This window comes from Pedococcus sp. KACC 23699 (assembly GCF_045348425.1).
Classification (GTDB): Bacteria; Actinomycetota; Actinomycetes; order Actinomycetales; family Dermatophilaceae; genus Pedococcus.
Genome location: NZ_CP157483.1, coordinates 2561585 through 2585411, shown reverse-complemented (window position 1 = coordinate 2585411; position 23827 = coordinate 2561585). Strand labels below are relative to the sequence as shown.

Sequence of the window (23827 nt, the reverse complement as noted above, 5' to 3'; positions counted from 1 at the left end):
ATCGATACAGGTCTTCTCGAGAGCGTCCGGCGTCGGGGACCGAGAGGGATTCGGCTGCCGTCATCTGCGAGGTCAAGGCTTCGTCAGGACCGGCGTGTCGCCCTAACCCGAGGAGAGGGATCAGTGATTGCCTGTGGGCCGCTGGTTCCGACCGGAACAAGCCCATTCTTCCAAGGGGGAAAGATGCGCATCCGCGCAGCACTCATCGCGACACTGGCCATGTGCACCGTTCTGGCCGGAGTCAATGCCACCCCCGCCACAGCCGAGCCACCCGCGAAGGCAAAGCAGGCGAAACTCCTCAAGGTCCAACCCAGCCCGACGCCGAAGGGCAAGATCGCCGTCTACGTTGCGGACGTCAACACCGGTGAGACGACCTTCTCCGGCTTCGAAGACCCCCAGCCTCTGGCAGTGGCCTCTATCAGCGGACCATACAACCCGCCGCGGGCCACCGACTTCATCCTCGACCCCGTGTCCTCCCCATCGGCCGCCTACGGATTCGCCGGCGTCGGGACCAAGAACGGGACCTGGCTTAACCGAATCGGCGCCCGATCCGGAAACTGGTACGGCTACTTCTACTGGAACTCCACCGGCGGCCGCTTCAAGAGCGTAAACATGCAGCCCCATGCTGCCGTTCGGCTCACCGGATCAGCAACCGTCGATCAGGTGACCATCACCCAGTAGCGAACTTCGAATACACGTACGACAGGGTGCCCGCGACATACGCGGGCACCCTGTCTACGTTCCGGGCATCAACTGAGGCCAGATATCGCAGCCTTCGCGGGGCCTGCTTGGCTTGACACACTCAATTCGGCGATGGCGGGTGCGGAAGCCTTCCGACGGCTGAAGCAGGCCCTCTGGGCTTGCCGTTGCCTGACGTGGCGTCCGTGGAGCCTTCGGTGGTGAGGGGCTGGCGAAGGTAAGGGTTTGGTCAAGGATCGGCTCAGGGGGTTGCAATTGATGGACGGGAGCGCGGTCGGCTGAGACCGTCGAAGAGCGGACGACAACCGAGTCGCCATCCCGTTCCATGTTGATCCGGGGTGCGGAAGGCGTTGGGCGACAACGGTTTTGGTCTTTAGGCAACAAGCCGGCACGTGTGTGACCCGTGCGCCGGTCAGCCATGCCAGTGGTCACCCAAGAACTGGGTGTGCCGTGCGGACGGGTCACAGAAGTATCGCCCGCACGGCACACCCTTCTTGGGAAAGGGGGCCAGGCGATGAGCACCATCGACGATCTCGACCGCCCCCGAAGGACCGTGCCCCCTCCGGAAGATCGACCGCTGGACATCCCCGACCTGGCCCCTGATGTTGAGGCGCAGCTCGTCGCCCGGCTCCTCTCCGCGGACTTCGAGCAGTGGTCGACCACGGTGTCCCGGGTCGGGTTCTGCGCCCACCCGGTCCGCCTCGTCGGACGCACCGACACCTTCGCCAAGACCACGGGCGAACTGGTCCGGTCGTACTCCTCCAGTGACGAACCGTCCGGGGTGACCTACAAACGCTGCGGCAACCGTCGCGCATCCGAGTGCGAGTCGTGCTCGCGGCAGTACGCGGCCGACATGTTCCACCTCATCCGCGCCGGAGTCGCCGGAGGCAAAGGCGTCCCCGCCAGCGTGGGTGACAACCCGCTGGTGTTCGCCACCCTCACCGCCCCATCCTTCGGCTCGGTCCACGGAACCAGAGCCAACAGCGGTCGCTGCCGTCCCCGCCGCGACGACGGCAGCCGCTGCCCCCACGGCACGACCGTGCGGTGCATGACCGTCCACGACCAGGACGACCCGGCGGTCGGGCAGCCGCTGTGTGGCGACTGCTACGACTACGACTCGCACGTCGTGTGGCAGTGGTGGGCGCCCGAGCTGTGGCGCCGGTTCACCATCGCCCTACGCCGCGCGGTGGCCCACCACCTCGGCATCACCGCCACCGACCTGCCGGATGTCGCATCGGTGCAGTACGCCAAGGTCGCCGAGTACCAGCTCCGCGGTGCGGTCCACTTCCACGCCCTGATCCGCCTCGACGGACCCAAGACCGCCGACGGGTTCGCCCCCGCAACCGCCGCCCTCACCGCGCCCGTCCTGGCCGGCCTCGTGCAGCACGCCGTGGCCGCAGTCCGGTTCAGCGCCCCACCCGTCCACGACGGTGACGCCGCCCGAATGCTGGCGTTCGGTGCCCAGGTCGACACCCGACCCGTACGCACCTCACGCCGCACCGACGACCCCGACCGTGAGCTCACCCCCGAACAGGTCGCCGGATACCTCGCGAAGTACGCCACCAAGTCAGCCACCGACACCACCACCAAGAACACCCACCACCTGCGCCGCCTGCACGCCACCGCCGGGCGCCTGGCCCGCCAAGCCACCTCCGGCCCCTCCCCCGAACTGGCCATCAACCCGGACGGGCCGTACGCGCTGCTCGGCAAATGGGCGCCCTCGCTGGGCTTCCGTGGGCACTTCGCCACCAAGTCCCGCCGCTACTCCGTCACCCTCGGCCAGCTCCGCCGGGCACGCCAGCGTGCGCAAGCCCGCATCGCCGAAGCCAACCGTGCCGGGGAACGGCTCGACCTGCGCCAGCTCGAAGCCGAGCTCTTGGCCGACGACCAGGACGACACGACCCTTGTCATCGGCCACTGGGCCTACGCCGGCAGCGGCTGGGCCAACGACGGCGAGACCGCCCTCGCCGTCGCAGCCGCGGCACGAGCCCGCGAGTACGCCCAAGAGCGCGTAGCAGACCGACAGCACCGACGCATGAAAGGAGCCAGCAATGCCAGTACGAAGATCGGCACCTGTGGTTGAGAGGGACGTCTCGCGACCACCCACCTGCGCCCGACTGTGGACTCTTCAGGACGTCTCCGAGTTCCTGAACGTGCCAGTCGGAACGCTTTACCAGTGGCGTGTCCGCGGTGAAGGGCCGCCGGCCTACAAGGTCGGGCGACACATCCGGTTCGACCCCGACCGGGTGCGGGCGTGGGTCAAGGACTCGGCAGTCCTGACGTGGCCAGCATCGACAAGCGCGACCGTGGCGGCACCGTGAGCTGGCTCGCCCGATGGCGTGACGACACCGGGCGACAGCGCAAGCGGTCCTTCAGCCGCAAGATCGACGCGCAGCGTTTCGTCACCCAGCTCGAGGCGGACCTGTTGCGGGGCCAGTACGTCGATCCCTTCGACACCACGACAGTCCTTGAGTACGCGCGGCGCTGGGCGGGCGGTCGGATCCACAGGCCGACGACCGCGCGCCGCGTTGAGAGCATGATCGACACCCACATCGCTGGGACCAGCCTGGGGGCCCGGCGCCTGGCAGTGGTGACTCCGTCAGAGGTGCAGGCATGGGCCTCTGACCGTGCACAGGTGCTGGCACCGACGACGCTGCGCAACCTCGTGAGCCTGCTGCGGTCGGTCTACGCCTCCGCCGTGTTGGACCGCCTGGTGGCTTCGTCACCGGTCGTACGGCTCTCTTTGCCGCCGACGCATCGGGAGCGAGTGGTCCCACTTTCCGTCGAGCAGGTAGCGGCCCTGGCGGAGGCGATGCCTCGACGAAACCGCGCCATGGTCATCGCTCAGGCCGGACTCGGGCTACGAATCGGCGAGCTGCTCAGTCTGCGTGTGCAGGATGTCGACTTCATGCGCAGGTCGGTGCGCATCGAGTGGCAGCTGGCGCCGGGACAAAAGGTCCGCAGCGCGCCGAAGACCCGGCGCTCGACGAGGACCGTGCCGCTCCCCCAGGTGGTGGCCGAAGCGTTGTCGGTGCACCTCGAGGAGTTCCCGCGGGGCGAGGACGGAACGTTGTTCACGACCCGGTTCGGTGCGCCATACCGGCACGACTACTACGGGACAAGGATCTTCTCCGTGGCAGTCGCCGCAGCCGGGCTCCCAGCCTCGACCACGTCGCACGATCTGCGGCACCACTACGCGTCGGTCCTGCTGGCACAGGGTGAGTCCGTCATCGCTGTTGCCGAGCGGTTGGGACACCACAACGCCGCCCTCGTGCTGTCCACGTACGGGCACCTGATGCCCGATTCGGAGGACCGGACCCGACGAGCGGTCGACACCGCGTGGGCCGCACGTGCCCCACTGGTGCCCCACGAGGAGGTCGCAGGTCGCTGACCTGCGGTGATGGCCGTGTTTCAGACGTTGAAGCGGAACTCCACGACGTCGCCGTCGGCCATGACGTACTCCTTGCCCTCGATGCGGACCTTGCCGGCGGACTTGGCGGCAGCCATGGACCCGGCCTCGACGAGGTCGTCGAAGGAGACGATCTCGGCCTTGATGAACCCTCGCTGGAAGTCGGTGTGGATGACGCCAGCGGCCTGGGGGGCGGTCCAGCCCCGGCCGATCGTCCACGCGCGCGACTCCTTGGGGCCCGCCGTGAGGTAGGTCTGCAGGCCGAGAGTGTGGAACCCGGTGCGCGCGAGCTGGTCGAGCCCGGACTCGGTGGCACCAAAGGACTCCAGCAGCTCCATCGCCTCCTCGGCCTCCATCTCCATGAGGTCCATCTCGAGCTTGGCGTTGAGGAACACCGCGTCCGCGGGCTCGACCAGGGAGCGCAGCGACGCGTGCAGGTCGGCGTCGCCGAGCTGGTCCTCGTCGAGGTTGAACACGTAGATGAACGGCTTCGTGGTGAGCAGCCCCAGCTGACGCGCGTCAGCGAGGTCGACCCCGGCCCCGGCGCCCGCGGCATACAGGGTGTTGCCCTCCTCGAGGACCTTCTGGGCCGCCACGGCGTTGTCGTAGGAGGCCTTCTTGTCCTTCTGGATCCGCGACTCCTTCTCGAGCCGGGGCACGGCCTTCTCGAGGGTCTGCAGGTCGGCGAGGATCAGCTCGGTGTGGATGGTCTCGATGTCGGACGCGGGCGAGACCTTGCCGTCGACGTGGACGACGTCGCCGTCCTCGAACGCGCGCACGACCTGGCAGATCGCGTCGGCCTCACGGATGTTGGCGAGGAACTTGTTGCCGAGCCCCTCCCCCTCGGAGGCGCCGCGGACGATGCCGGCGATGTCGACGAAGGACACCGTCGCCGGGAGGATCTTCTCGGAGCTGAAGATCTCGGCGAGCTTGCCCAGTCGGGCGTCCGGCAGGGGCACGACCCCGACGTTGGGCTCGATGGTCGCGAACGGGTAGTTCGCAGCGAGCACGTTGTTCTTGGTCAGGGCGTTGAACATCGTGGACTTGCCGACGTTGGGCAGACCGACGATTCCGATAGTGAGAGCCACAAGGCCGAGAGTCTACCGTCGTGGCGTGGCGGCCCTCGCCAGCTGCCGGGACAGCGCGACGAGGCGGCCCTCGCTGTCCCAGACCTCCGCGTCCTCCTCGAGGTAGCCCCCCGACATGGTGCGGCTGGTGAGGTTGACCCGCAGCCACCCCGGCGCCGGACGAGCCCGGACGTGGGCGGTCAGCTCGAGGGTCGGCGCCCACCCCGGCAGTCCCAGCTCGAACGCCACCGGCGGCAGCGCGTCGACGGCCAGCAGCAGGAGCAGCGGGTCCGGCTCGCGACCGTCGACCATCCGCAGCCACCCGCGGATCACGCCGTTGCCCGACGGCTTGCCCATCGCCCAGCCGGTGGTGGCCGGGTCCAGGCGCAGGTCGAGGCGCTCGAGCAACGAGGCCGCCTTGAGGAACTGCGGGGGCGCCTGGTCGGTCGACAGGCACCGGTCAGGCGGCGGGAGCTCGGGCGGGGTGGCCGTGGTGGTGGCGTCGGCGTCCATCGTGGCGAGGTCTCCGTACGTCGCAAGGACCCGGATGCGCTCCACCTCACCACCGTCCCCGTCGTCCTGGAGCAGCGAGGCCTGGCCGTTGGAGACCGCGCGGCCGCGTCGCAGCACCGAGGTGCGCACCGTGGCCGCACCGGGTACGCCGGGCGTCAGGTAGTACGCGCTGATCGCCAAGGGGTGCGGGTGCGCCGGACGGTCGTCCGCGGCGCTGCCGAGCTCGGCCGCGAGCGCGCAGCCGGCGATGGACAGCAGCATCCCGCCGTTCACCCCGCCGCCGATGCGCCATCCCTCGCCGAGCGCTGCGTCGTAGACGCCTCGCTCGCCGCTGCGCGCCGCGACCGCCGACCCCTCGTCGAACTCGCTGCCCTGCTCGCCCATCCGTCGTCCTCCGTCACCGTGCGCGCCATACCTGACCAGTCAGGAGGGTATGCCGCGCACGGTCACCTCACGGGGCGGGCGTGGCGGGCGCCACTGCCTCGGCGGTGGCTGCGCCCTGCGCCGCGGACGCCGTCGGGCTCGGGCTGGGACTGCCACCCGGGCTGACCGAGGGGCTCGAGGTGGCTGACGGCGTCGCGCCCGGCGTGGTGGCGCTCGGGCCGCTGGTCGCGCCCGTGGACGACGGCGACGCCGTGCCTGCCGGGGTGCCACCGGGGGACGCCGTCCCCGAGGTCGTCGGTGTGGCGCCGCTGCCGGAGGTCGTCGGACCGGACGAGCCGGAGGTCGTCGAGGTCGTGGTCGACGGAGTCGACGTGGTCGCCGTTCCGGTGGCGCCCGTGGTGGCAGCAGTCGTCGTGGGCGCACCGTCAGCGGTGGGCTCCACCCAGGCCGGGTCCTTGCGCAGGATCGCCAGGATCTGCCGCTCGTAGTCGTTGAGGCGACCCTGGAGCTGGCTGAGCGGGACGTCCTTGACGGTCGCGGCGAACCTCGAAATTTCGGCCCACAGTGCATTGAGGTCGGCTGAGCTCTGCGCCGAGAGCGGCCCCGACAGCGTCACCACCAGCTGGGTCGCGAGGGCCTGCGTCACGCACTGGACGCAGTTGTAGTTGATCGCGGCTGCGACGTTCTTGGGCACGACCACGTGGGCGTCGCCGACGATGACGACGACCTGGAAGGCGACGGCCACGGCCTGGCACCCGGTGCAGGACGCGAGCGCGTACGCCTCGTTGGCGTTGGTGACGTGGTCCCCGTCGGCCCACACGAGGGCGAAGGCGACGTCGTACTGCGACGTGCCGTCGGTGGTGTTGACGGCCATCGCCTGGTTGTCGCCCTCCCCCGGCGGCAGCGGGCGGTCGAACGGGAACACCCACGTCGGCAGGGCCGACCCGTCGGGGCCGGTCTGGCCGGCACGCGGCACCATGACGACGGCGAGCTGCGGCGCATCTGCGGTGGGGAGGGCAGCACCCTTCGGCCAGACGGCGCGCCCAGAGCCCTCGCGCCCCTCCTGGATCGGTCCCAGGGCCGACCCCTGGAGCCCGCTTCGAGCCAGCGTGGTCTGCACCCCGTCCGCCAGCGTGCCGCGCTCGTAGGCCTGCACGGGCCGGTACGTGCCGGGCTGCGGCCACCAGGCCCACGCCAGCCCGGCCACGACGGCGACCGCCGCCAGCGCGGCGACCCCGCGGCGTACGGGGTGCCCCTCGGTCTTGCGCCACGTGCCGACGACCACCTGGCGGACCAGTCGGGACATGATGAACACGACGCCGAACACGGGCAGCGCGATGGCGAAGATGGACAGCACCCGGACCACGACGGCGAGCACGTCACCGTCGGCGGCCTGCGTCTCCATCCGCGCCCACTGGCGCGCCACCGAGGCCCAGGCGGTCCCGGCGACCCGCGGGAAGCTCAGCACCATCATCACGGACGAGAAGACCAGCATCGGCACGACGACCAGGACCCAGCCGGTCACGACGGCGCGCGCCCAGGGCTTGAGCACCCTGGCCTCGGGGTCCTTCCAGTGCCGCGGCAGCAAGGACACCAGGGTCGGCTTGATGCGGTGGTAGAGGTCCGGGACACCGGTCACGTCAGCGAGCACGTGGTAGCCGTCGAAGCGCACGAGCGGCGCGAGCTGGCGGACCATCTGGAGCACCTGCGTCGCGATGATGAGCAGGATCGCGTCCCACCCCGTCGCCCACCAGACGCCGAACATGAGGACGGCGACGATGGCGTTGAAGTAGAGCCCACCGAGGTCGGTGCGCACCCGCCCTGCCCGACCGAGGCGGTAGCTGTCGGTGACGTCGGTGTAGAACGCGGGCCACACGAGGTACAGCCCCGTGCCCATCGCCCCGGGAGTCGCGCCGCCGTAGCGGGCCGCCGCCGCGTGCCCGAACTCGTGGAAGCCCGCAGACACCACCGTGAGGGCGAACACCGTCAGCAGCAGCGCCGGCTGGTCGAACGCCTGGTGCGTCGCCGAGCCCAGACCCTTGTGCAGGAGCACCCACACGCACACGGCGAGGAACGCCGCGACGAGCAGCGCCACGACCACGGGGGCGAACAGCAGCGCGAAGGGCGCGGTGATCCTCCGCGTGACCTTCGGATCGGTCACGACATAGCGGAAACGAAGCGCCAGCAACGGGTTCGAGCGCTTGACCTCTGGGTCGGAACCGTCGGCCTTCTTCAGCACCCCGAGGGTGCGCAGCTTGGAGTCGCACAGGGTCTCGACGTCCTCGGCCCGCACCTGTCGACCGATCGAGGCTCCCACCGCCTCCGCGACCTGCGCGGTGGTGCGCCGCCCGTCGACCTGCTCCAGGACGGCATACAGGAGTGGCGTGAGCTGGATCGTCTGGCCGTCCCCGCGCCGGACGAGGGCCGGCGCCACGCGGTACCCGGAGCCCGGCACCTCTCCCAGCAGCTGCACACCGTCTGCGCGGACGGGGACCTCGGTGCCCCCCACGCCCCCGCCAGTGAGCTCGGCGCCCGGCAGGCTGGACGGCTCGGGGCGTTGCGCCTCCCCCGCACCCACGGGTGCGGGGGCAGGCTCGCGCCCCGTCGGGGCCCCGGGCCCCTCGAAGGGAGTCACGTCGCTGGGTGTTCTCGCGCCGACTACTGGGAGATGTCCGAGGACTGGTCGGTCGTCGCGTGCGCGTCGGCGTCGACGTGCTGGGTGATCACGGCGTCCTGCTGCGCCAGCGCAGCCGCGTGCGAGTCGATGGAACCGATGTTGCCCGCCACCGAGGCGTCGATCGGCGCCGCGACGTTGGCGTTGGCAGCGACGGCACCGGCGATCGGGGCTGCGAGGTGCAGGTCGGCGGCGAGGTTGACGTCGACGTTGAGCAGCGGGCCGTCGAGCGGGCTGCCGGAGGTGACGGCGTCGGGCACCTCACCTGTCGCGGCACCAGCGGTCGGATCCGGAGCAGCCCCGGGCGTCGGGTCCTGGGTCGCGGGGGCGACGGGCGCGGGGTCCGAGTGGGCCTGGTCGATGGTCGACCCCTGGGCGCCGTGGGCGATGGCCTCGCCAGTGATGCCCTGGTCGATGTGGGCACCCTGGGCGGCGAGCGCCTGGGCGTCCGAACCGACGGACAGCACGTTCGCACCGACAGCGGCCTCGATCGGGGCCGCGACGTTGGCGTTGGCCGCGACCGCGAGGTCGATCGGCGCCGCGGCGTCGAGGCCGATGTTGAGGTCGGCGTTGAGGTCGAGGAGGCTGATGACCTCCTTGTCGGGCAGAGCGGTGCCGCTCTCGGCGGCCAGCTCCTCCGCGGTCAGCGGCGGCATGGTCGAGTCAGTCATGGTGCACTCCGTGATTTTCGAACGGTTTCCCCCGGCAGGATGACGTCGCGACAGTAGCGGTCCGGCACCCTCACCGCACGTCGAACACCACGCTGACCTGCGGCGATGTCGCCATACCCGCCTCTCAGAGGACCGGGAGGCCGTCCTCGAGGTATGCGGTGGGGCCGGCATGGGTCGCCAGGAAGGCGAGCAGGCGCTGGTTGTAGGGCGCGACGTGCCGGTCGAGCTCCTCCTCCCCCACCCAGTGGACGGCCCGGATCTCGCGCGGCTGCAGGGTCGTCCGGGACATGAAGTCGTCGTCGACCAGACCCAGGTCGAAGACGAAGACGGTCGCGTCGGACCAGCCGCGCCACGGGGGCAGCCAGTTGACGGCGAGCAGCCCCAGGACCTCGACGTCCACGCCGAGCTCCTCACGCACCTCCCGCACCACGCAGTGGGCCGGTGACTCGTAGGGGTCCACGACCCCGCCCGGGAGGTCCCACTCCTGCTTGTAGACCAGCTCGCACAGCAGCACTCGGTCGCGGGAGTCGCGGATCACGCCCTGCGCGATGGCGCGCTTGGTCGGCAGCGCGGAGTTGAGCTGGGCGATGAAGCCGTCGCGGCTGTCCGGGGACGGGTCGTCGTCGAGGACGCCCAGGACCACCACGTCGCCGCGCCCACCGGGGACGGCCTGGGAACGGCTCACTCCCTCCTTGCGCAGCCCTCCCCGCATCGCGGCGCGGACGGCATCGCGGTCGGAGTCCTCGACCCTCGCCTCGATCCGGCGCAGGCCGAGGTCGTCGAAGGCCCACCGGAGCACCAGCCGCAGGGCGCGCTCGATGATCCCGACCCTGCGGTACTCGTCCACGAACAGCCAGATCACCTCGGCGTCACCCGTGTCGCCGAGGAGGAGCTCGACCCGACCGACCTGCTCGCCCTGCCAGACCACCGTGAAGGCCCGAAGGGTGGCTTCGTCGCCGGGCTGCACCTCCACACCAAGGACGACCAGGTCCTCGTCCTCGAGGACCGGTGGGGACGGCGCACCTGACGTGTCGGACATGGCCGAGACGCTACCCGGCGCGTCACCTCCCCCTCCCTGTCGGTGCGGGCTGGCACAGTCCTCGGCATGGAACTCGTCCTCACGCTGATGGTCGGTCTCGCCCTCGGGGCGGTCGTCGCCGTCGCGGTCTGCCGCCAGCTCGGGGTCGCACGAGGAGCCGGTGTGGCCGCCGAGCGCGACCTGCTGCGCGAGCGCGTCATCGACCTCGAGGCGGCGCTGTCCGACGACGCCCAGACCGCCGCGGCGCTGGGGCCCCTCCGCGACGCCCTCGGCCGGGTCGAGCAGCAGGTCGGGACCCTGGAGCGCGACCGCACCCACCAGTACGCCGCCCTCGAGCAGACGATGGCGCAGGTGCATGCGTCAACGTCGGCGCTCGGACGGCAGACGCAGAGCCTCGCGGGTTCGCTCAACGCCTCGACGGTGCGGGGGGCCTGGGGTGAGGTGCAGCTGCGCCGGGTCCTCGAGCACGCGGGCCTGCTGGCCCGGTGCGACTTCGACGAGCAGGTCCACCGGGTCAGCCGCCACGACCGACAGGTCCGCCCCGACGTCGTCGTCAGGCTGCCCGGCCAGAAGTTCCTCGTCGTCGACTCGAAGGCACCGATGGTCGCCTTCCTCAAGGCCCAGGCCGAGGACCTGCCGGCGGACGAGCGCACCCGCCTCCTGCGCGAGCACGCCTCGCACCTGCAGGGCCACGTGCGCGCCCTCGCGGCCAAGGACTACTGGTCCGCTTTCGAGAGCTCACCCGAGATGGTCGTGTGCTTCGTCCCCAGCGAGGCGATGCTGTCCGCCGCGCTGACCGCCGACCCCAGCCTCCACGAGGACGCCATGGCCCGTCGGGTCGTGCTGGTCGGCCCGGGGGCGTTGATGGCCCTGCTGCGCACGGTGGCGTTCACGTGGCAGCAGGACGCCCTGACGGCCAACGCCCGTGAGCTGATGGCCGTAGGCCGGGAGCTGTATGCCCGCCTGGGCACGCTCGGCGCCCACACCGCCCGGATGGGTGGTGCCCTCCAGCGCTCGGTGGAGGCCTACAACCAGATGGTGGGCGCCCTCGAGTCCCGCGTGCTCGTCACCGCCCGCCGCATGCACGAGCTCGAGATCGTCGAGGACGACCTGCCCGTGGCTCGCCCGGTCGAGGTCGGTCCCCGCGTCCTCACCGCCGTCGAGCTGCTCGACGCCGCGACCGCGCAGGACGCCCGGCCTCAGCTGGACCTGTCCGCGCAGTCCCTGGGACGCGATCCGGCGGTGTTCGGCCGTGACGCCGCAGGGCCGAGGTGGACGGGCAACGAGTCGACCGCGTAGACGATCGACTGGTCGCGAAAGCGCAGCTGCGAGGGGTGGACCGCCAGAGACATCTCGGGGAACCGCTGCACGAGCCGAGGGAAGGCCAGCCGGAGCTCCAGGCGGGCGAGCTCGGCCCCGACACAGCGGTGGAACCCGTGGCCGAAGGCGAGGTGCGGCGGGGGTGGGCGGTCCGGCTCGAAGGTGTGCAGGTCCGGACCGACACGGGTGTCGCGACCGGCCCGGGCCAGGGCCACGATGACGACATCGCCCTTGCGGACCTTCTTCCCGAACAGGTCGTGGTCCTCGAGCGCGAACCGCGGGAAGGCGATCTGCACGACGGACAGGTAGCGGAGCATCTCCTCGACGACCCGGTCGATCGCCGAGGCGTCGTCACGGACCAGCTCGAAGTGACGTCGGTCGCGCAGCAGCACCAGGGCGCCGAGGGCGAGCATGCTGGCGGTCGTCTCGTACCCCCCGGTGAACACCCCGTCGGCCAGCCCGGCGATCTCCTCGTCGCTGACCTCGTCGCCGGCCTCGACGATGATCCGACCGAGCAGGCCGTCGCCGGGATCCTTGCGCTGTCGCCTCGTGGCGTCGAGCAGGAAGTCCCGTGACGCCGAGATGGCCCCGAACGCACTCGTCCCACCCGCTGACACGTCGAACCGGGCGTGGGACAGGGCCTGGAACCTGGCCCGGTCCTCGGCGGGGAGCCCGAGCAGCTCGCAGATGACGAGGAAGGGGATCGGGAAGGCGAAGTCCTCGACGATGTCGGCGTCCGGGCCCTTGGCGGCCATGAGGTCGAGCTGGGCGTCGACGATCTGCTCGATCCGTGGCGCCAGCCGCTGGATCCGCCGCATCGTGAACTCCGGCGTCAGCAGCCCGCGCAGACGGCTGTGCTCGGGAGGATCGGTGAACCCCAGGCCTCCCACGGCTCCCCCGCTCGCACCGACATACGGTCGCACGTCGTTGCTGTAGCGCGACCGGTCGGCGAGGACGGCCTTGCCCTCGGAGTGCCCGGTGACGAGCCAGATGTTCATCCCGAACATGTGGGCGAGCCGGCGCACCGGGTCCCCTGCCCCCGGGCCCTGGCGGGCGATGGGGTCGAGGCCCTCGCGGCGCAGCGGCCGCAGGAGGCGTCGCGGCACCGAGTCGAGCAGGGACAGGTCCAGAACGGCAGGCCCGCCGCGCGCGACGAGACGCTGCAGGATCCGCCGCTTCGTCGCCGACACGTCGATCATGCTCAGACCGTACCCGCGCGGACCCCCAGATCCGTGCTGCGCCGGTCAGTGCAGCGAGCCGGCTTCCTCGAAGGCTCCGTCGTGGCGCATCTTGTCGCTCATGCCGCGGGCCTTGAGGTCGCGCCGGATCTCGTTGGGCAGCGAGAACAGCAGGCTCTCCTCGGCAGCGACCACCGGTGTCACGTCGCCGTAGCCACGCTCGGCGAGGTAGGTGAGCACGTCGCGGACCAGGACCTCGGGGACCGACGCACCGGAGGTGACCCCCACGGTGGAGACCCCCTCGAGCCAGGTCTGGTCGATCTCGTCGGCGTAGTCGACGAGGTGGCCGGCTCGTGAGCCGTGCTCGACCGCGACCTCGACGAGGCGCACCGAGTTGGAGGAGTTCCGCGAGCCGACGACGATCATCAGGTCGCAGTCGGGAGCCATCTGCTTCACCGCGAGCTGCCGGTTCTGGGTGGCGTAGCAGATGTCGTCGCTGGGCGGGTCCTGCAGCGACGGGAACCGCTCACGCAGGCGACGCACCGTCTCCATCGTCTCGTCGACCGACAGCGTGGTCTGGGACAGCCAGACGACCTTCTCCGGGTCGCGCACGGTGATGTTGGCGACGTCATCGGGTCCGTCCACGAGGGTGATGTGCTCAGGCGCCTCACCGGAGGTGCCCACGACCTCCTCGTGGCCCTCGTGGCCGATCAGCAGGATGTCGAAGTCGTCGCCGGCGAACCGCACGGCCTCGCGGTGCACCTTGGTGACCAGCGGGCAGGTCGCGTCGATGGTCTTCAGGCTCAGGGCCTTGGCCTCCTCGTGCACCACGGGAGCCACGCCGTGGGCGCTGAAGATGACGGTGGCACCCTCGGGCACCTCGTCGGTCTCCTCCACGAACACCGCACCACGCTTCTCCAGCGTGGTGACGACGTGCTTGTTGTGGACGATCTCCTTGCGGACGTAGACGGGCGGGCCGTAGAGCTCGAGGGCCTTCTCCACCGTCACGACTGCGCGGTCGACGCCCGCGCAGTACCCGCGGGGCGCGGCCAGGAGCACGCGCTTGGTGGGCTGTCCGGTGGTGTCAGTCATGCTCCCATCGTAGGTTGCGGCGTGGGACGACCCCAATCGGCGCCGTGGTCCACCCGCTCCGACACCGGCGTCTCCTACAGTGGGCGCGTGACCGGCACCGAGCAGCGAGCGTCCCTGCCCGAGCGGGCCGGCGACACCACGGCCGAGTCCCCTTGGCCGGTGCGGCTGCTCAGCATGAAGATCGCCGAGTACGTCGAGAAGATGTCGGTGCTCTGGGTCGAGGGGCAGGTCGTCCAGCTGACGCGTCGCCCCGGCTCGCGCACCGCCTACCTCACGCTGCGCGACCCCGATGTGGACATGTCCCTGTCGGTCGCCATCTCGACGAACGCCCTCGACGCCATGCCCGTCCCCGTGGCCCAGGGCGCCCGAGTCGTCCTGCAGGCCAAGCCGGTCTTCTGGACCCAGCGCGGCTCGCTCATGCTCGACGCCCGCCAGATCCGGCCCGTCGGCGTCGGTGAGCTGCTGGCCCGCGTCGAGCACCTCAAGCGCACCCTCGCCTCCGAGGGGTTGTTCGACCTCGGGCGCAAGAAGCCCCTGCCGTTCCTGCCCCGCACCGTCGGCCTGGTCTGTGGCCGGGCCAGCGCCGCCGAGAAGGACGTCGTCGAGAACGCTCGCCGCCGCTGGCCCACCGTCCGCTTCGAGATCCGCGAGGTCGCCGTGCAGGGACCGTCTGCAGTGCAGGAGGTCATGGCCGCCCTCGCCGAGCTCGACGCCGCCAGCGGTGTCGACGTGATCGTCATCGCCCGCGGCGGAGGGTCCGTCGAGGACCTGCTCCCCTTCAGCAACGAGGCCCTCCTGCGCGCCGTCGCCTCCGCCCGGACCCCCGTCGTGTCGGCCATCGGCCACGACGTCGACACTCCGCTGCTCGACCACGTCGCGGACTGGCGCGCCTCCACCCCCACCGACGCGGGCAAGCGCGTGGTGCCGGACGCGCAGGAGGAGCGCCGCGGCATACGGCAGTCGCGTGAGCGGGCGCGTCGCGCCCTCGCCGGACACGTCGCCAGCGAGCGCCGCCACCTCGTCGCCCTGCGCTCCAGGCCGGTCGTCGCCAACCCCGCCGCGATGATCGACGCCCGTCGCGCCGAGCTCGACGCGCTGACTGCGCGCTCGCATCGCAGGGTCCTCGCGTCGGTGCACCGCGCGGCGGACCAGGTCGGTCACCTCCGCGCCCAGATCCGCACCCTCTCGCCGTTGTCCACCCTCGAGCGCGGGTATGCCGTGGTGCAGCACCGTGACGGGCGCGTGGTCATGGACCAGGACGACGTGGCCCCCGACGAGCTGCTGCGCGTGCGGGTGGCCCGCGGTGACTTCGCGACCCGGGTCGTGGGCCTGCCGACCGTGGCCGGTTAGGCTCCCACCCCATGGCCAAGGGTGCAGAGCAGACCTCGTCCACCGACCAGTTCCCCGACGTCGCGGAGCTGTCCTACGAAGCCGCCCGCGACGAGCTCATCTCGATCGTCGCGCAGCTCGAGGGTGGTCAGGTGGGCCTCGAGGAGAGCATGCGCCTGTGGAAGCGGGGAGAGGCCCTCGCCGCCCACTGCAGCACCTGGCTCGACGGCGCCGAGGCCGCACTCAGCGAGGACGCCGACCAGTCCTGACCGTGCGGGTTGCCCTACGGCTGGGCTCCCGCGGGAACCTTCTGGAGCGTGCCGGCGAAGGCACTGAGCTCGTCGAAGGTGCCTGTGCCGGTGACGATCGTCGTCAGCTCGTCACCGGGCGAGGCCTTGTGGACCAGGCTGTTCTGGACCTTGCCGTCGCGGACGTAGGTCCCCCACGTGCGGCCTCCGGCCTGCAGCGAGCCGGTGAGCTTCGCGCGGTTGGTCTGCGCCTCGACCCAGCCCGAGGTGGCGTCCTTGGTCTGCTCGATGGCGACGTAGTTGCCGGTCGGCGACTGGTAGCCCGCGTGCCAGGTCATCAGGCCGTCGGTGGAGCGCACGTAACGGACGCTGGTGGCCTTCCACCCGTCGGGCAGGTTGGTCGGTCGCTCGATGGGCCAACCGCTCTCCTGCGCCGCCTCGACCGAGGCCCCGGTGACGTCCACGGGGGGCTGCGAGACGTTGTTGACCCGCGGCACCACGGCGACGAGCACCGCGACGAGGACGCCGATGACGAGCAGCGACCGGAGGATGTTGGCCACGGAGCCGTTGGCGTAGGAACTGCGGGGTGCCGGGGTGCTCACGTCCCCATCGTCCCTGACGCCGGGCGGTGGGCGCCAACCGGCCCCGGCCACCGATAGTGTCAGGGCACTCACCCGCCGTCGCGTGAAGGAACTGACGCATGTCCGAGCAGCACCTCCCCTCGTCCCTTCGCGTGGGTGTCGAGGCCCCCGACCGCAACCTCGCGCTGGAGCTCGTCCGCGTGACCGAGGCCGCGGCGATGGCCGGTGGCCGCTGGGTGGGGCGCGGCGACAAGAACGGCGCGGACGGTGCCGCCGTCGAGGCGATGCGCACCCTGATCTCGACGGTGTCGATGAAGGGTGTCGTCGTCATCGGCGAGGGCGAGAAGGACGACGCCCCCATGCTCTTCAACGGCGAGGAGGTCGGCGACGGCAACGGCCCCGAGTGCGACGTCGCGGTCGACCCCATCGACGGCACCACCCTGACGGCCAAGGGGCAGTCGAACGCCGTCGCCGTGCTGGCCGTCGCCGACCGGGGCAGCATGTACGACCCCTCCGCCGTCTTCTACATGGACAAGCTGGTCACGGGCCCCGAGGCTGCCGACGTCGTCGACATCCGGTTGCCGGTGGCCGAGAACATCCGCCGGGTCGCCAAGGCCAAGCGCGAGACCGTCGAGGACGTCACCGTCGTGATGCTGGACCGTCCCCGCCACGACGCGCTCGCCGCCGAGGTCCGCGCGGCCGGAGCCCGGCTGCGGCTCATCTCCGACGGCGACGTCGCCGGCGCCATCATGGCGGCCCGTGACGAGACCGGCATCGACCTGCTGCTCGGCGTCGGTGGCACCCCGGAGGGCATCATCGCGGCCTGCGCGATCAAGTGCATGGGCGGTGTCATCCAGGGCCGCCTGGCGCCCAAGGACGACGAGGAGCGACAGCGCGCCATCGACGCCGGCCACGACCTCGACCGCGTGCTGTCGACCAACGACCTGGTGAGCGGCGAGAACTGCTTCTTCGTCGCCACCGGGATCACCGACGGCGAGCTGCTCCGCGGGGTCCGCTACCGAGCTGGCGGGGTGACCACCCACTCGCTGGTCATGCGCAGCAAGTCGGGCACCATCCGCCTCATCGAGAGCCATCACCAGCTGGCCAAGCTGAGGGCCTACAGCTCCATCGACTTCGACCACGCCAAGCCGCAGGCGCTGGACGCCTGATGGGCAACCGCCTGCTCGTCATCGGCGAAGCCCTCGTGGACGTCGTCACGGACTCGGACGGCTCGTCGACGGAGCACATCGGCGGGAGCCCGGCCAACGTCGCCGTGGGGCTGGCCCGCCTCGACCACACCGTGGACTTCGCCACCTGGCTCGGCGACGACGACCGTGGTCGCCGCATCGCCCGGCACCTGGAGCGCCACGGCGTGCGGGTGCTGCCCGAGGGCCTGCGGGCCGAGCGCACCTCGGTCGCGATCGCGACGCTCGACCAGTCCGGCGCCGCCAGCTACGACTTCGACCTGCACTGGGAGCTCCCCGAGGTGACCCTCGCGCCGAGCACCACCCACGTGCACACCGGCTCCATCGCCACCGTGCTGCAGCCCGGTGCGCAGAGCGTGACGACCGCGCTGCGAGCGGTCCGCGAGGTCGGCACGGTGTCCTACGACCCCAACATCCGCCCGAGCATCATGGGCGACCTCGGGGCGGTCCGGGAGCGCGTGGAGGAGCTGGTCGGCCTCTCCGACGTCGTCAAGGCGAGCGAGGACGACCTCGAGCTGCTGTACCCCGGTGAGTCGGCGGAGCAGGTCATGGCTCGCTGGGTGACCCTGGGTGCGGGCCTTACCCTGGTGACCCTCGGCGCCGACGGCGTCGTCTACCGCGTCGCCTCGGACGAGCAGACTCTCTCGGAGCCGGCTCGCGCGGAGCGCGTGGTCGACACGGTCGGCGCCGGCGACTCGTTCATGGCCGGCCTCGTGTCGGGCCTGCTGGTCGCCGGTCTGTTGGGCGACCCGGGTGCACGTGAGCGCCTGCGAGGCGCGACACTGGAGGACGTCAGGCCGGCCGTCGACCGCGGGCTGGCCACGAGTGGAGTGACCGTCGGGAAGGCGGGGGCCTACGCCCCCAGCCTCGACGAGCTCTAGTCGCGAGTTGTAGTCACGAGCTGTTGTCGCCGCGGCGACCTGAGGACAGGAGCACCATGCCGGAGACCGTCCCGGAACCCGAGTTCCCCTACGAGGACCTGCTGCCGATCGGTCCCGACCGGACCGAGTACCGCCTGCTCACCACCGAGGGCGTCAGCACGGTCCAGGGCCCCGGCGGCCGCACCTTCCTCCAGGTCGCGCCGGAGGCGCTGCGCCTGCTCACCGACACGGCGATGCACGACATCGCGCACTACCTTCGCCCAGCGCACCTCACGCAGCTGCGTCGCATCCTCGACGACCCCGAGGCGAGCAACAACGACAAGTTCGTCGCGCTCGACCTGCTCAAGAACGCCAACATCGCCGCCGGTGGTGTCCTGCCGATGTGCCAGGACACTGGCACCGCGATCGTCATGGGCAAGCGTGGTCAGCACGTCCTCACCGAGGGCACCGACGAGCGGGCCATCGCCCGGGGCGTCAGCGACGCCTACACGCGGCTCAACCTGCGCTACTCGCAGATGGCGCCGCTCACGACCTGGGAGGAGAAGAACACCGGCTCCAACCTGCCCGCCCAGATCGAGCTCTACGCCGACACGGCCGAGGGCCACGAGAACTCCTACAAGTTCCTCTTCATGGCCAAGGGCGGAGGCAGCGCCAACAAGTCCTTCCTCTACCAGGAGACCAAGGCGATCCTGAACCCCGAGCGCATGCTCGCGTTCCTCGACGAGAAGCTGCGCTCCCTGGGCACAGCGGCCTGCCCGCCGTACCACCTGGCCATCGTCATCGGCGGCACGAGCGCCGAGTTCGCCCTGAAGACAGCCAAGTACGCGAGCGCGAAGTACCTCGACGAGCTGCCGCGCGAGGGGGCCATGACGGCCCGCGGCTTCCGTGACACCGAGCTCGAGGACCAGGTCCTCGAGCTGACCCGCAACTTCGGCATCGGGGCGCAGTTCGGCGGCAAGTACTTCTGCCACGACGTCCGGGTGGTCCGCCTCCCCCGGCACGGCGCCTCGCTCCCGGTCGCCATCGCGGTGTCCTGCTCGGCCGACCGCCAGGCCCTCGGCAAGATCACCCCGGAGGGCGTGTTCATCGAGGTCCTTGAGAAGGATCCCGCACGCTTCCTGCCGGAGACCACCGACGAGCACCTCGAGGGTGAGGACGACGTCGTCCGTATCGACCTCAACCGCCCGATGGACGACATCCGTGCCGAGCTGACGAAATACCCTGTCAAGACACGTCTTTCGCTCAGCGGACCCTTGGTCGTCGCACGCGACATCGCCCACGCGAAGATCAAGGAGCGCCTCGACGCCGGGGACGGCATGCCGCAGTACCTCAAGGACCACGCGGTCTACTACGCCGGACCGGCCAAGACGCCCGAGGGCTACGCCAGCGGCTCGTTCGGCCCGACCACGGCCGGTCGCATGGACTCCTATGTCGACCAGTTCCAGGCCGCCGGTGGCTCGATGGTCATGCTGGCCAAGGGCAACCGGTCGAAGCAGGTGACCGATGCGTGTGACAGCCACGGCGGGTTCTACCTCGGCTCGATCGGCGGCCCGGCGGCGCGCCTCGCCCAGGACTGCATCAAGTCGGTCGAGGTCCTCGAGTACCCCGAGCTGGGCATGGAGGCGGTCTGGAAGATCGAGGTCGAGGACTTCCCCGCCTTCATCGTCGTCGACGACAAGGGCAACGACTTCTTCGCCTCCACCACCAAGCCGATGGCCATGTCCATCCCCAAGAGAGCGGGTCTGCTGTGAGTGAGTCATCAACGTCAGCAAAGGGATTCGACGACCTCGTCGAGGCCAACAAGCGGTACGCCGAGACCGAGTTCTCGACCGGCGGGTTCGACGGCATCGCCCATGCGGGCGTCGCGATCGTCACGTGCATGGACTCGCGCATCGACCCGCTTCGCCTGGTCGGCCTCGAGCCCGGCGACGCGAAGATCTTCCGCAACCCGGGCGGTCGGGTGACCCCCAACGCTCTCGAGGCCCTCGTCCTCGGGGTGCACCTGCTCGGTGTCGAGCGGATCCTCATCGTCCCGCACACCCGGTGTGCAATGGCCTCGAACACCGAGCAGGAGCTGCGCGCGAAGATCAGCGAGTCGTCTGGCCAGGACGCCTCATGGCAGGGCTTCCACGTCGTCACCGACCAGCGCGCCGCCCTCGGGGCGGACGTCGCCGCGGTGCGCAGCCACCCGCTCATCCCGGACTCCGTCGCCGTCGGGGGTTTCCTCTACGACGTCGACAGCGGGCTGCTCGACCAGCTCTTCTAGGCCGGGCCCACTGACACGAGAGGCGGGGTATGGCGCGTGGTCACCACGCGCCATACCCCGCCTTCGTGCTGCCGGGAACCGTGTCAGGCGGCCTTGCCGATGATGGTCACGTCGATGTTGCCGCGGGTCGCCTTGGAGTAGGGGCAGACCTGGTGGGCCGCGTCGGCGATCTTCTGGGCGGTGGCCTCGTCGACGCCGGGGATCTCGGCGGTGATCTCGACGGCCAGTCCGAACCCGGTGTCCGTGCTGCCGAACTCCACGTTGGCGGTCACGGTCGACGCGCTGGCGTCCACGCCCTCCTTCTTCGCGACGACGGCGAGCGCACCACTGAAGCAGGCGGCGTACCCGGAGGCGAACAGCGTCTCGGGGTTGGCCTTCGGGTTGCTCGTGCTGCCGGGCTTGCCCAGGGGCAGGTCGACGACGCCGTCCTCACTCTTCACACGGCCTTCGCGTCCACCCTGGGCGGAGGCGGCGATGGTGTAGAGGGTCTCGTTGACTGCTTCGAAAGGCATGGCGGTCCTGTTCTGTAGGAATCGGGTACGAAGGCGACAACGGGGTCCGAGACGTGACCATTCCCCGCCGTCCCACGTACCGGGACGTGCTCTGGCCCACATCGGCGCGGGCCGGGGCGGAGCACCCTCGGTAGGTTGGCCGCATGTCCTCCCCGCGCCGCGTCGTCGTGATCGGCGGCGGCATCCTGGGCCTGGCCGTGGCCGAACGCCTGTGCCGCACCCGACCCGGCACCGAGGTCACCGTCGTGGAGAAGGAGCCCGGGTGGGCCCGCCACCAGACCGGCAGGAACAGCGGGGTCATCCACTCGGGCCTGTACTACCCGCCCGGGTCGGCCAAGGCACGGATGTGCCGAGCCGGGTCGGCATCGATGCTCGCGTTCGCCCGAGCCGAGGGCGTCGCCCACGAGGTCTGCGGCAAGCTCGTCGTGGCCACGCGCGAGGACGAGCTCCCGGGCCTGCGCAGGCTCCACGACCGGGGTGCCGCCAACGGGCTCGAGGTGCGCGAGCTCGGCGCCGCCGAGGCACGCGAGCACGAGCCACACGTCGCGGCCCTGGCGGCGCTGCACGTGGCCGCCACGGGGATCATCGACTACGGCGCGGTGTGCGCAGCGCTCGTGGGCCGGCTCGAGGCGGCGGGAGCCACCCTGCAGCTCGGCACGGAGGTCCTCGGCTCCCACGACACGACCGATGGGCGGACCGTGGTCCGCACCACGGGCGGCTACCTCGCCGCCGACCTCGTCGTGTCCTGCGCAGGGCTCCATGCCGACGTCGTCGCCCGACGCCTGCACCACCAGCCGTCAGCGCGGATCGTGCCGTTCCGCGGCGAGTACTACGAGCTCGCCCCGGCTGCGACACCCCTCGTGCACGGCCTGGTCTATCCCGTCCCGGACCCGGACTTCCCCTTCCTGGGCGTCCACCTCACCCGGGGCATCGACGGGCACGTGCACGCCGGGCCCAACGCGGTGCTGGCGTTCGCCCGGGAGGGCTACGACTGGCGCACGGCGTCGTGGCCGGACCTGCGCGACACCCTGACCTTCCCCGGCTTCTGGCGACTGGCCGCCCATCACTACCCCGCAGGTGCGCGGGAGGTCGCCAGGTCGGCGTCGCGCCACCTCTTCGGGGAGAGCCTGCGCAGGCTGGTGCCCGAGCTGCGCGACGACGACCTGGTGCCGGCACCTGCCGGGGTACGGGCCCAGGCCCTGCGACCGGACGGCAGCCTGGTGGACGACTTCCTCGTCGAGCGGGTGGGCAGGGTCGTGCACGTCCTCAACGCACCGTCCCCGGCCGCCACGAGCGCCTTCGAGATCGCCCGGCACGTGGTCGACGACCTCCTGGAGCTCAGAGGGCCAGGCGCGCCCTGACGACGTCGACGAGTCGTCCGGCGACCGCCTCGGCCTCGGCCTCGTCGCCGGCCTCGACCATGACCCGCACGACAGGCTCGGTGCCCGACTTGCGCAGCAGCACGCGCCCGGAGCCGGCCAGGGCCGCCTCCTCCTTGGCCACGGCCTCCTGCAGCTCGGTGTCGCTCTCCACACGGGACTTGTCGACGCCCTTGACGTTGACGAGCACCTGCGGCAGGCGACGCATCACGGTGGCGAGGTCGGACAGCGGCCGACCGGTGGCGCAGACGCGGGCGGCCAGCATGAGTCCGGTGAGCACCCCGTCGCCCGTGGTGCCGTGGTCGAGGAAGATCACGTGGCCGCTCTGCTCGCCCCCGAGGGACAGCTCGGACGCCCGCATCTCCTCCAGGACGTAGCGGTCGCCGACACCGGTCTGGCGCACCGCGACCCCTTCGCGCTCCATCGCCTGGATGAGCCCGAGGTTGCTCATCACGGTGGCGACGAGCGTGTCCTGCGCGAGGGTCCCGCGCTCCTTCATGTCGACCGCGAGGATCGCCATGATCTGGTCGCCGTCGACCTCGGCGCCGTCGGCGTCCACGGCGAGGCAGCGGTCGGCGTCGCCGTCGTGGGCGATGCCCAGGTCGGCGCCCTTGGCCTTCACCGCGGCCTTGAGATGGTCGAGGTGGGTCGAGCCGTACCCGTCGTTGATGTTGAGCCCGTCGGGCTCGGTGCCGATCTCGTGCACGGTGGCCCCCGCGAGGCGGAACACCTCCGGTGAGACCGAGCTCGCGGCGCCATGGGCACCGTCGATGACGACGGTGACGCCGTCGAGGCGGTTGGGCAGCACGGCCAGCAGGTGGGAGATGTATCGCGTGTGGCCGTCGGGCATGGTCACGACCCGACCGATGTCGGCGCCGGTGGGGCGCTCCCACTCCTGGTCGAGGCGGGCTGCGATCTCGTCCTCGACGGCGTCGTCGAGCTTGTGACCACCGGTGGCGAAGAACTTGATGCCGTTGTCGGGCATCGCGTTGTGCGACGCCGAGAGCATGACGCCGAAGTCGGCATGGGTGTCGGCGGTGAGGAACGCGATGGCCGGGGTGGGGAGGACGTTGGCGTGGTAGACGTCGACCCCGGCGGAGGCGAGCCCGGCGATGACGGCGGCGGACAGGAACTCGCCCGAGGCGCGGGGGTCGCGGCCGACGACGGCCTTGGGCCGACGGCCGTGCCTACGGGCCTCGTCACCGAGCACGTGCGCAGCTGCGACGCTGAGCCGCAGGGCGAGCTCGGCGGTGATGTCGACGTTGGCGAGGCCGCGGACCCCGTCGGTCCCGAACAGTCGTGCCGGAGTGGCCATGGGTGGTGAACCTTTCGGTGGTCAGGCGCCGCCGCAGCATACGGATCGACCGTCGCCGGCGTCGG

General features: G+C 70.9%; 22 protein-coding genes. 12 read left to right on the top strand and 10 right to left on the bottom strand.

Annotation, left to right across the window (positions count from 1 at the left end; translation table 11 throughout):
• The first annotated feature begins 183 nt into the window (after positions 1-183).
• From ABEG17_RS12225 to ABEG17_RS12210, 4 genes are all read left to right on the top strand, one after another.
• Positions 184-681 carry a hypothetical protein gene (locus tag ABEG17_RS12225; protein ID WP_406829749.1) on the top strand — a complete coding sequence of 166 codons (498 nt, stop codon included), beginning with the start codon at positions 184-186 and terminating at the stop codon, positions 679-681.
• Between the two features lie 532 nt (positions 682-1213).
• Positions 1214-2782, top strand: a complete 1569-nt coding sequence (locus ABEG17_RS12220) for a replication initiator (RefSeq protein ID WP_406829748.1) — start codon at positions 1214-1216, stop codon at positions 2780-2782.
• Positions 2751-3020 carry a helix-turn-helix domain-containing protein gene (locus ABEG17_RS12215; protein ID WP_406829747.1) on the top strand — a complete coding sequence of 90 codons (270 nt, stop codon included), beginning with the start codon at positions 2751-2753 and terminating at the stop codon, positions 3018-3020. The genes ABEG17_RS12220 and ABEG17_RS12215 overlap by 32 nt, the downstream gene beginning before the upstream one ends.
• Positions 2954-4090 (top strand): tyrosine-type recombinase/integrase, encoded by a 1137-nt coding sequence (locus ABEG17_RS12210; protein WP_406829746.1) that lies wholly within the window; start codon positions 2954-2956, stop codon positions 4088-4090. Before ABEG17_RS12215 ends, ABEG17_RS12210 begins: the two co-directional genes overlap by 67 nt.
• Before the next feature lie 20 nt (positions 4091-4110).
• Here ABEG17_RS12210 and ychF read toward each other — a convergent pair whose 3' ends face one another.
• The 5 genes from ychF to ABEG17_RS12185 form a co-directional block, all read right to left on the bottom strand.
• On the bottom strand, positions 4111-5196 hold the full coding sequence (gene ychF, locus ABEG17_RS12205; RefSeq protein WP_406829745.1) for a redox-regulated ATPase YchF: 1086 nt from the start codon (positions 5194-5196) through the stop codon (positions 4111-4113).
• Positions 5197-5208: 12 nt separating this feature from the next.
• Complete coding sequence (locus ABEG17_RS12200) at positions 5209-6072, bottom strand: thioesterase family protein (RefSeq protein ID WP_406829744.1); 864 nt, start codon at positions 6070-6072, stop codon at positions 5209-5211.
• Between the two features lie 67 nt (positions 6073-6139).
• Positions 6140-8707, bottom strand: coding sequence for a hypothetical protein (locus tag ABEG17_RS12195; protein ID WP_406829742.1), 2568 nt, complete (start codon positions 8705-8707; stop codon positions 6140-6142).
• Positions 8708-8730: 23 nt separating this feature from the next.
• Entirely contained in the window at positions 8731-9417 is a 687-nt protein-coding gene (locus tag ABEG17_RS12190) for a peptidoglycan-binding protein (RefSeq protein ID WP_406829741.1), read from the bottom strand.
• A 124-nt stretch (positions 9418-9541) separates the two neighbouring features.
• Entirely contained in the window at positions 9542-10456 is a 915-nt protein-coding gene (locus tag ABEG17_RS12185) for an NUDIX hydrolase (protein ID WP_406829740.1), read from the bottom strand.
• Between the two features lie 66 nt (positions 10457-10522).
• On the opposite strand from ABEG17_RS12185, the gene ABEG17_RS12180 reads away from it, so the two are divergent.
• Positions 10523-11755: a DNA recombination protein RmuC gene (locus tag ABEG17_RS12180; protein WP_406829738.1), complete on the top strand. Its 1233-nt coding sequence runs from the start codon at positions 10523-10525 to the stop codon at positions 11753-11755.
• Here the strand turns inward: ABEG17_RS12180 and ABEG17_RS12175 are convergent.
• Positions 11656-12975 carry a cytochrome P450 gene (locus ABEG17_RS12175; protein ID WP_406829736.1) on the bottom strand — a complete coding sequence of 440 codons (1320 nt, stop codon included), beginning with the start codon at positions 12973-12975 and terminating at the stop codon, positions 11656-11658. The genes ABEG17_RS12180 and ABEG17_RS12175 overlap by 100 nt on opposite strands.
• A gap of 45 nt (positions 12976-13020) precedes the next feature.
• Complete coding sequence (locus ABEG17_RS12170; protein ID WP_406829735.1) at positions 13021-14046, bottom strand: 4-hydroxy-3-methylbut-2-enyl diphosphate reductase; 1026 nt, start codon at positions 14044-14046, stop codon at positions 13021-13023.
• 87 nt (positions 14047-14133) lie between these two features.
• Here ABEG17_RS12170 and xseA point away from each other — a divergent pair, with 87 nt between their 5' ends.
• Positions 14134-15396 (top strand): exodeoxyribonuclease VII large subunit, encoded by a 1263-nt coding sequence (gene xseA, locus ABEG17_RS12165; RefSeq protein ID WP_406829734.1) that lies wholly within the window; start codon positions 14134-14136, stop codon positions 15394-15396.
• Between the two features lie 11 nt (positions 15397-15407).
• On the top strand, positions 15408-15644 hold the full coding sequence (locus ABEG17_RS12160; RefSeq protein WP_406829733.1) for an exodeoxyribonuclease VII small subunit: 237 nt from the start codon (positions 15408-15410) through the stop codon (positions 15642-15644).
• A gap of 14 nt (positions 15645-15658) precedes the next feature.
• Here the strand turns inward: ABEG17_RS12160 and ABEG17_RS12155 are convergent, their stop codons facing one another.
• On the bottom strand, positions 15659-16225 hold the full coding sequence (locus ABEG17_RS12155; RefSeq protein WP_406829732.1) for a DUF4245 domain-containing protein: 567 nt from the start codon (positions 16223-16225) through the stop codon (positions 15659-15661).
• A 98-nt stretch (positions 16226-16323) separates the two neighbouring features.
• On the opposite strand from ABEG17_RS12155, the gene glpX reads away from it, so the two are divergent.
• From glpX to ABEG17_RS12135, 4 genes are read left to right on the top strand one after another with little or no spacing between them, the layout of a single operon-like run.
• Positions 16324-17373, top strand: coding sequence for a class II fructose-bisphosphatase (gene glpX, locus ABEG17_RS12150; RefSeq protein WP_406829731.1), 1050 nt, complete (start codon positions 16324-16326; stop codon positions 17371-17373).
• Entirely contained in the window at positions 17373-18290 is a 918-nt protein-coding gene (locus tag ABEG17_RS12145) for a carbohydrate kinase family protein (RefSeq protein ID WP_406829730.1), read from the top strand. The genes glpX and ABEG17_RS12145 overlap by 1 nt, the downstream gene beginning before the upstream one ends.
• A 56-nt stretch (positions 18291-18346) precedes the next feature.
• Positions 18347-20041: a fumarate hydratase gene (locus tag ABEG17_RS12140; RefSeq protein ID WP_406829729.1), complete on the top strand. Its 1695-nt coding sequence runs from the start codon at positions 18347-18349 to the stop codon at positions 20039-20041.
• Entirely contained in the window at positions 20038-20556 is a 519-nt protein-coding gene (locus ABEG17_RS12135) for a beta-class carbonic anhydrase (RefSeq protein ID WP_406829728.1), read from the top strand. Before ABEG17_RS12140 ends, ABEG17_RS12135 begins: the two co-directional genes overlap by 4 nt.
• 83 nt (positions 20557-20639) lie before the next feature.
• Here the strand turns inward: ABEG17_RS12135 and ABEG17_RS12130 are convergent, their stop codons facing one another.
• Positions 20640-21068 carry an Ohr family peroxiredoxin gene (locus tag ABEG17_RS12130; RefSeq protein ID WP_406829727.1) on the bottom strand — a complete coding sequence of 143 codons (429 nt, stop codon included), beginning with the start codon at positions 21066-21068 and terminating at the stop codon, positions 20640-20642.
• Positions 21069-21211: 143 nt separating this feature from the next.
• Between ABEG17_RS12130 and lhgO the strand changes: the two genes are divergently transcribed.
• Positions 21212-22429 (top strand): L-2-hydroxyglutarate oxidase, encoded by a 1218-nt coding sequence (gene lhgO, locus ABEG17_RS12125; protein WP_406829726.1) that lies wholly within the window; start codon positions 21212-21214, stop codon positions 22427-22429.
• Here lhgO and glmM read toward each other — a convergent pair.
• Positions 22407-23762 (bottom strand): phosphoglucosamine mutase, encoded by a 1356-nt coding sequence (glmM, locus tag ABEG17_RS12120; protein WP_406829724.1) that lies wholly within the window; start codon positions 23760-23762, stop codon positions 22407-22409. The genes lhgO and glmM overlap by 23 nt on opposite strands.
• Positions 23763-23827 lie beyond the last annotated feature (65 nt).

Coding starts and splice junctions, on each gene's coding strand:
- ABEG17_RS12225 (WP_406829749.1), top strand. CDS start 184: ATGCGCATCCGCGCAGCACTCATCGCGACACTGGCCATGTGCACCGTT.
- ABEG17_RS12175 (WP_406829736.1), bottom strand. CDS start 12,975: ATGATCGACGTGTCGGCGACGAAGCGGCGGATCCTGCAGCGTCTCGTC.
- lhgO (WP_406829726.1), top strand. CDS start 21,212: ATGTCCTCCCCGCGCCGCGTCGTCGTGATCGGCGGCGGCATCCTGGGC.
- glmM (WP_406829724.1), bottom strand. CDS start 23,762: ATGGCCACTCCGGCACGACTGTTCGGGACCGACGGGGTCCGCGGCCTC.
- ABEG17_RS12190 (WP_406829741.1), bottom strand. CDS start 9,417: ATGACTGACTCGACCATGCCGCCGCTGACCGCGGAGGAGCTGGCCGCC.
- ABEG17_RS12215 (WP_406829747.1), top strand. CDS start 2,751: ATGCCAGTACGAAGATCGGCACCTGTGGTTGAGAGGGACGTCTCGCGA.
- ABEG17_RS12170 (WP_406829735.1), bottom strand. CDS start 14,046: ATGACTGACACCACCGGACAGCCCACCAAGCGCGTGCTCCTGGCCGCG.
- ABEG17_RS12200 (WP_406829744.1), bottom strand. CDS start 6,072: ATGGGCGAGCAGGGCAGCGAGTTCGACGAGGGGTCGGCGGTCGCGGCG.
- ABEG17_RS12130 (WP_406829727.1), bottom strand. CDS start 21,068: ATGCCTTTCGAAGCAGTCAACGAGACCCTCTACACCATCGCCGCCTCC.
- ABEG17_RS12140 (WP_406829729.1), top strand. CDS start 18,347: ATGCCGGAGACCGTCCCGGAACCCGAGTTCCCCTACGAGGACCTGCTG.
- ABEG17_RS12220 (WP_406829748.1), top strand. CDS start 1,214: ATGAGCACCATCGACGATCTCGACCGCCCCCGAAGGACCGTGCCCCCT.
- ABEG17_RS12160 (WP_406829733.1), top strand. CDS start 15,408: ATGGCCAAGGGTGCAGAGCAGACCTCGTCCACCGACCAGTTCCCCGAC.
- glpX (WP_406829731.1), top strand. CDS start 16,324: ATGTCCGAGCAGCACCTCCCCTCGTCCCTTCGCGTGGGTGTCGAGGCC.
- ABEG17_RS12145 (WP_406829730.1), top strand. CDS start 17,373: ATGGGCAACCGCCTGCTCGTCATCGGCGAAGCCCTCGTGGACGTCGTC.
- ABEG17_RS12180 (WP_406829738.1), top strand. CDS start 10,523: ATGGAACTCGTCCTCACGCTGATGGTCGGTCTCGCCCTCGGGGCGGTC.
- ABEG17_RS12185 (WP_406829740.1), bottom strand. CDS start 10,456: ATGTCCGACACGTCAGGTGCGCCGTCCCCACCGGTCCTCGAGGACGAG.